5 protein-coding genes and 1 pseudogene are annotated in these 5,732 nt (G+C 69.8%); 3 read left to right on the top strand and 3 right to left on the bottom strand.

The genetic code is table 11. The features are described 5' to 3' along the window. Positions 1–251 precede the first annotated feature (251 nt). The 3 genes from pdhA to K8V84_RS15730 are packed head-to-tail and all read left to right on the top strand — an operon-like array spanning position 252 to position 3,798. Positions 252–1,367, top strand: a complete 1,116-nt coding sequence (gene pdhA / locus K8V84_RS15740) for a pyruvate dehydrogenase (acetyl-transferring) E1 component subunit alpha (RefSeq protein ID WP_304075590.1) — start codon at positions 252–254, stop codon at positions 1,365–1,367. A gap of 3 nt (positions 1,368–1,370) precedes the next feature. Beyond that, positions 1,371–2,351 (top strand): alpha-ketoacid dehydrogenase subunit beta, encoded by a 981-nt coding sequence (locus K8V84_RS15735; protein ID WP_304075588.1) that lies wholly within the window; start codon positions 1,371–1,373, stop codon positions 2,349–2,351. 19 nt (positions 2,352–2,370) lie between these two features. Further along, complete coding sequence (locus K8V84_RS15730; protein ID WP_304075586.1) at positions 2,371–3,798, top strand: dihydrolipoamide acetyltransferase family protein; 1,428 nt, start codon at positions 2,371–2,373, stop codon at positions 3,796–3,798. 333 nt (positions 3,799–4,131) lie between these two features. On the opposite strand, the gene K8V84_RS15725 is transcribed toward K8V84_RS15730, so the two are convergent. The 3 genes and pseudogenes from K8V84_RS15725 to K8V84_RS15715 form a co-directional block, all read right to left on the bottom strand. Continuing rightward, complete coding sequence (locus K8V84_RS15725; RefSeq protein ID WP_304075583.1) at positions 4,132–4,311, bottom strand: hypothetical protein; 180 nt, start codon at positions 4,309–4,311, stop codon at positions 4,132–4,134. 126 nt (positions 4,312–4,437) lie between these two features. Beyond that, positions 4,438–5,370, bottom strand: a complete 933-nt coding sequence (locus tag K8V84_RS15720; RefSeq protein WP_304075582.1) for an AEC family transporter — start codon at positions 5,368–5,370, stop codon at positions 4,438–4,440. 78 nt (positions 5,371–5,448) lie between these two features. Then, positions 5,449–5,732: pseudogene (locus K8V84_RS15715) on the bottom strand (hypothetical protein); the annotation flags it as partial.

Raw genomic sequence — 5,732 nt, 5'->3', positions numbered from 1 at the left:
GTTCGAAAAGTTGTTGGAAGTCCTTGTAGATGCTAGGAACCCCTGCTAACCGGCCTGGTCACGGGTCCGGGAGCATGGGTCACGCCGCGTAAAAGGTGTCGTCGGGGGCTTGCGCACTCCATGGTGAGGTCTGTCACGATGTGGGCAGGACTGTCCATGCCCTCCCGACACCCTGGGAGCGCGCATGGACCGTTAAACGGTCGGCCAGCGTTCACCCACGCGAAGTCGGCCCCGAGAACCCGAGGAGCGACGTGTCGCAAACCGCCGCGCACGAGGAACCGGAGCTCATCCAGCTCCTGACCCCGGAAGGGGAGTTCAAGGAGCACCCCGACTACCCCCTGGAGATCAGCGCGGAGGAGATCCGCGCCCTGTACCGTGACCTGGTCCTGGTCCGCCGGGTCGACAGTGAGGCCGTCTCCCTCCAGCGCCAGGGCGAGCTGGGCCTGTGGGCCTCCCTCCTGGGCCAGGAGGCCGCGCAGATCGGCTCCGGCCGCGCCCTGCGCCCCGACGACATGGCCTTTCCCTCCTACCGCGAGCACGGCGTCGCCTGGTGCCGCGGCATCGAACCGAAGGAACTCCTCGGCATGTTCCGTGGGGTCACCAACGGAGGTTGGGACCCGCACGAGTACGGCTTCCACCTCTACACGATCGTTATCGGCAGCCAGGCCCTGCACGCCACCGGCTACGCCATGGGCGTCCAGCGCGACGGGGCCGTCGGCGAGGACGGCACCGCCGTCATCTCCTACTTCGGCGACGGGGCCACCAGTCAGGGCGACACCAACGAGGCGTTCAACTTCGCCTCGGTGAACAACGCCCCGGTCGTGTTCTTCTGCCAGAACAACCAGTGGGCCATCTCCGAGCCCCTGGAGCGTCAGGCCCGCGTGCCGATCTACCGGCGCGCCGCCGGCTTCGGTTTCCCGGGTGTGCGTGTGGACGGCAACGACGTCCTCGCCTGCCTGGCCGTGACCCGTGCCGCCCTGGACAACGCGCGCACCGGGCAGGGTCCCACGCTGATCGAGGCGTTCACCTACCGGATGGGCGCCCACACCACCAACGACGACCCCACCCGTTACCGGGACGCGGCCGAGCTCGACGAGTGGAAGGCCAAGGACCCGATCATGCGGGTCCGCAACCACCTCGAACTGTACGAGCTCGCGGACGAGGCGTTCTTCACGCGGATCGACGAAGAGGCCGACAAGGTCGGCGAGATGGTGCGCACCCAGTGCCGCTCCATGGCCGACCCCGAGCCGCTGGAGATCTTCCACGAGGTCTACGCGGAGCCCAACGTCCACATCGACCGACAGCGGTCCGAGTTCGCCGACTACCTGGCCTCGTTCGAAGGCGCCGGCGCGGAAGGGGGCCGTTAGGCCATGGGAACCAACCTCACGATCGGCAAGGCCATCAACGCGGGGCTGCGCGCCTCGATGGAGCACGACCCCAAGGTCCTGGTCATGGGCGAGGACGTGGGCCGTCTGGGCGGCGTCTTCCGCGTCACCGACGGTCTGCACAAGGACTTCGGCGCGGACCGGGTCATAGACACCCCGCTGGCCGAGTCCGGCATCGTCGGCACCGCCATCGGTATGGCGATGCGCGGCTACCGGCCCGTGGTGGAGATCCAGTTCGACGGGTTCTTCTTCCCCGCCGCCAACCAGACCTTCACCCAGTTGGCCAAGATGCGTCGCCGTTCGGCGGGCAAGCTCAGCATGCCCGTCGTCATGCGCATCCCCTACGGCGGCGGCATCGGCGCGGTCGAGCACCACAGTGAGTCGCCCGAGGCGTACTTCCAGCACACCGCAGGTCTGCGCGTGGTCAGCGTCGCCAACCCGGAGGACGCCTACTGGATGATCCAGCAGGCGATCCGCTCCGACGACCCGGTGATCTTCCTGGAGCCCAAGCGGCGCTACTACGAGAAGGCCGAGGTCGACACCGGAGCCTCGATCGACTCGGTCACCCCGATGGGCGCGGCGCGCGTCGCCCGTCCGGGCACCGACTGCACGCTGCTCGCCTACGGGCCGATGGTCAAGACCGCCCTGCAGGCCGCGGCGGCCGACGAGGACCACTCGATCGAGGTCATCGACGTGCGTTCGCTCGCACCGATCGACTACGCCACGATCACCGAGTCCGTGAAGCGCACCGGGCGCCTGGTGGTCGCACACGAGGCCACCCTCACCGGCGGTCCCGGCGCGGAGATCGCCGCGCGCGTCACCGAGGAGTGCTTCTACCACCTCGAATCGCCGGTCATCCGCGTGGCCGCGTTCGACACGCCGTACCCGCAGTCCAGGCTGGAGGAGCACTACCTGCCGGACCTGGACCGCGTCCTGGACGGGGTCGACCGGGCGTTCGCGTACTAGATCGGGGAAACCGCAAGACATGGCGATTCAGAAGAGCACGCCCGCGGTCGACGGCGTGAACGCGTTCAAACTGCCCGACGTCGGTGAGGGCCTGATCGAGGCCGAACTCCTCACCTGGTACGTCCAACCGGGCGACAAGGTCACCGACGGCCAGATGATCTGCGAGATCGAGACAGCCAAGGCCGTCGTCGAGCTGCCCTGCCCGTTCTCCGGGACGGTCAAGGAGCTGATGGCCGCCGAGGGCGAGACCGTGGAGGTCGGATCGGTCATCATCACCGTGGACGACGGAACCGGTGGCACGGGTGCCTCGGGTTCCGCCGACGGTGGCGAGACCGGGGCGGCCGAGGAGACGGAGGAGACCGAGGAGCGGGAGAAGCCCCTGGTGGGCTACGGCGAGAGGGCGGCGGCCACCCAGCGCCGTGCCCGTCGCCGTCCCACCCCCTCGGCTCCGGCGTCCGTACCGCCGCCCAAGTCGAGCGAGCCCGCTCCGGCGGGCACCCCCGGGGTGATGGCCGCTCCCGCGGGCCCGGCACCCGCTTCGGGGCCGGTGGGCCGCCCGCTGGCCAAACCGCCGGTGCGCAAGCTCGCCAAGGACCTCGGGGTGGACCTGGCCGCGGTGACGCCCACCGGCAAGGGCGGCATCGTCACCCGCGAGGACGTGCACGCCGCCGTCGAGACGCCCGAGGCCCCGGCCCCCGCGGCGACCTCGGCGCCGGAGGCCACGCCCGCGCCGGACCGCACCGCTCGTGAACGTCGGGTGCCGATCAAGGGCGTGCGCAAGCACACCGCCGCGGCCATGGTGAACAGCGCGTTCACCGCCCCGCACGTCACCGAGTTCCTCCAGGTGGACGTCACCAAGACGATGAAGGCCGTCGCCCGCCTGCGGGAGCGTCCGGACTTCGCAGAGGTCAAGGTGTCGCCGCTTTTGTTGGTGGCCAAGGCCCTGCTCATGGCGATCCGACGGCACCCGGACATCAACGCGTCCTGGGACGAGGAGAACCAGGAGATCGTGGTGAAGAACTACGTGAACCTGGGGATCGCCGCCGCCACCGAGCGGGGACTGGTGGTGCCCAACGTCAAGGACGCCGACGCCAAGACCCTTCCGGAGCTGGCGGCGTCCCTGAAGGAGCTCACGGACACGGCGCGCGCGGGCAAGACCGGCCCGGCCGACATGTCCGGTGGCACGATCACCATCACCAACGTCGGTGTGTTCGGGGTGGACGCCGGGACACCGATCCTGAACCCGGGCGAGGCGGCCATCCTCGCCTTCGGTCAGATTCGCGACATGCCCTGGGTGCACAAGGGCGAGCTGAAGATCCGCAAGGTCACCACCCTGTCGCTCTCCTTCGACCACAGGCTGGTCGACGGTGAGCTGGGTTCCAAGGTGCTGCGGGACATCGGCACCGCGCTGGAGGACCCGGAGCTGACCGCTCTGGCCTGGGGTTAGACCCGGCAGGGGTCGACCTTTCGACCCTGGAAGAGCGAGGGGCCGGCGCACCGGTGGTGCGTCGGCCCCTTCACGCTCACCCGACGAGGCGACGTCTGCCCGTGCCCGCCGAAGGCGTGGACGGGCCCGTCCCCCAAGGGGGTGGGGGCGGGCCCTATCGTCCAGTGTTCCCGTCATCGGGACATGACCAACCTTTGGTCGGCGTTTTTGTCGGCCGATTCGTCGAACGCCGGTTCAGTCCAGCGGCCACACCAGGTGATGACGGAAGGCCACCGCGAGCACCGCGGCCGCGGCCAGGGGCAACGGCGGGTAGTGGATCCGCCCGACGACGCTTCACCAACGGCCGGCCCAGGCCAGGACCACCCACACCACCGTTCCCAGCGGGAACGGTGTGGTCAGCAGCAACGGCAGACCCAACATGAGCGAGCCCTCGAACAGCCACCGGTGGGTGGTGTCCGCGTCCACGATGAGGTGGCCCACCGCTCCGAAGGCCACCCGGCTCCCGGCCACCACGTCGCGCCCACCCTCGCCGGCAACGGTGATGAGCCCCTCCCATCCGACACGGGTGGCGAGGACGCCGTCTCCCGGGCGTGCCGGTTCCCCTCGGGGACGGGCCGGGGCACGGTGCGAGAGCGGGGGTCAGCCCAGGAGCAGGGTGATGGTGAACAGGACCGGGACGGTGAGGACCGTGGTCAGCAGGACCACTTCGCGGGTGATCACCTCCCCCGTCCGGTACAGGGTCGCGTAGTTGAACACGTTCTGCGCGGTCGGCAGCGCCGCCAGGACCACCACCGCGAACAGGGCGGCGCCCTCCAGACCGAACACCAAGGAGCCCAGGGCCCACGCGGCCAGCGGCTGTCCCACCGACTTCAACGCCACCGCCAACAGCACCGGCACCTGGTCGGGCCCGCTCCGACCGGGCATCGCGCTGCCGTGCAGTGAGATCCCGAACGCCAGCAGCATCGCCGGTACCGCCATCCCGCCGACCAGGTCGAAGGGTTCCATCAACGGCCCCGGCGGCATCCAGCCGGACGCGGACACCGCGACCCCGGCCAGGGAAGCGATCACCACGGGGTTGCGCACCGGGGTGCCCAGGGAACGGCGCAGCACCGGCCAGAATCCCCGCACGCGCCCGTTGCTCAGATCCAGCACGGTCAACGACACCGGTGCCAACACCAGCAGTTGGAACAGCAGGATGGGGGCGACGAGGGAGGCGTCGCCGAGGACGTACGCGGAGATCGGAATGCCGAGGTTGCCCGCGTTGACGTAGGAGGAACCGAGGGTGCCCACGGTCGTGCGCCCGACACCCCATCGTCGGATGACTCCGACGACGAGGAAGAGCACGGCGACGACCACCACGCTGAGGACGCTCACCAACACCGGCGGCGACAGCAGGACGGACAGGTCCGTGCGGGCGAGGATCGTGAACAGCAGCGCCGGGCTGGCCACGTAGAACGCCAGTCGGTTGAGGACCTCCCGCGCCCCGGGCCCCAGAAGCGGGATACGGCCCAGCATGTAGCCGATGGCGACGACACTGGCGATGACTCCGAACCCGACGATGACCCCGGACAAGGGGCGCCCCCCGAACAACCGTGCGGCTAAAGACCGGCAAACGCTATCCGAGGTGGCCCACACCGACTACGGCACAGGTCACACCGAGTGCTGTGAGCATTCCTGGTGTCGCCCGCGTTCGAGTTCCAGTCGCTTGCGTCGCCGGGACTCCTTCACCGACACCGAGACGATGCGCACCGCCGCGACCGCGGTGATCGCGGCGAGTGGCAGGACCAACCCGGTGGCCGACCGGCGGATGGCCCGGAAGTCGGCGCCTTCGGGGGAGACGACCAGGAACCCGGCGGGGCGGGCCCGCACGAGGCCCATGCCCCCGGCGCCGTCGCCGCCGGACAGTGGCATCCTCCCGGTGCCGCCGCCGATGG

Origin of the sequence: Nocardiopsis listeri, assembly GCF_020741345.1 — a bacterium.
In the GTDB taxonomy this organism is placed as follows: domain Bacteria; phylum Actinomycetota; class Actinomycetes; order Streptosporangiales; family Streptosporangiaceae; genus Nocardiopsis; species Nocardiopsis listeri_A.
This window is presented reverse-complemented; position numbering and strand designations above follow the sequence as displayed.

Excerpts from the sequence above, each read along its gene's own strand:
- K8V84_RS15735 (WP_304075588.1), top strand. The coding sequence starts at position 1,371 with ATGGGAACCAACCTCACGATCGGCAAGGCCATCAACGCGGGGCTGCGC.
- K8V84_RS15730 (WP_304075586.1), top strand. The coding sequence starts at position 2,371 with ATGGCGATTCAGAAGAGCACGCCCGCGGTCGACGGCGTGAACGCGTTC.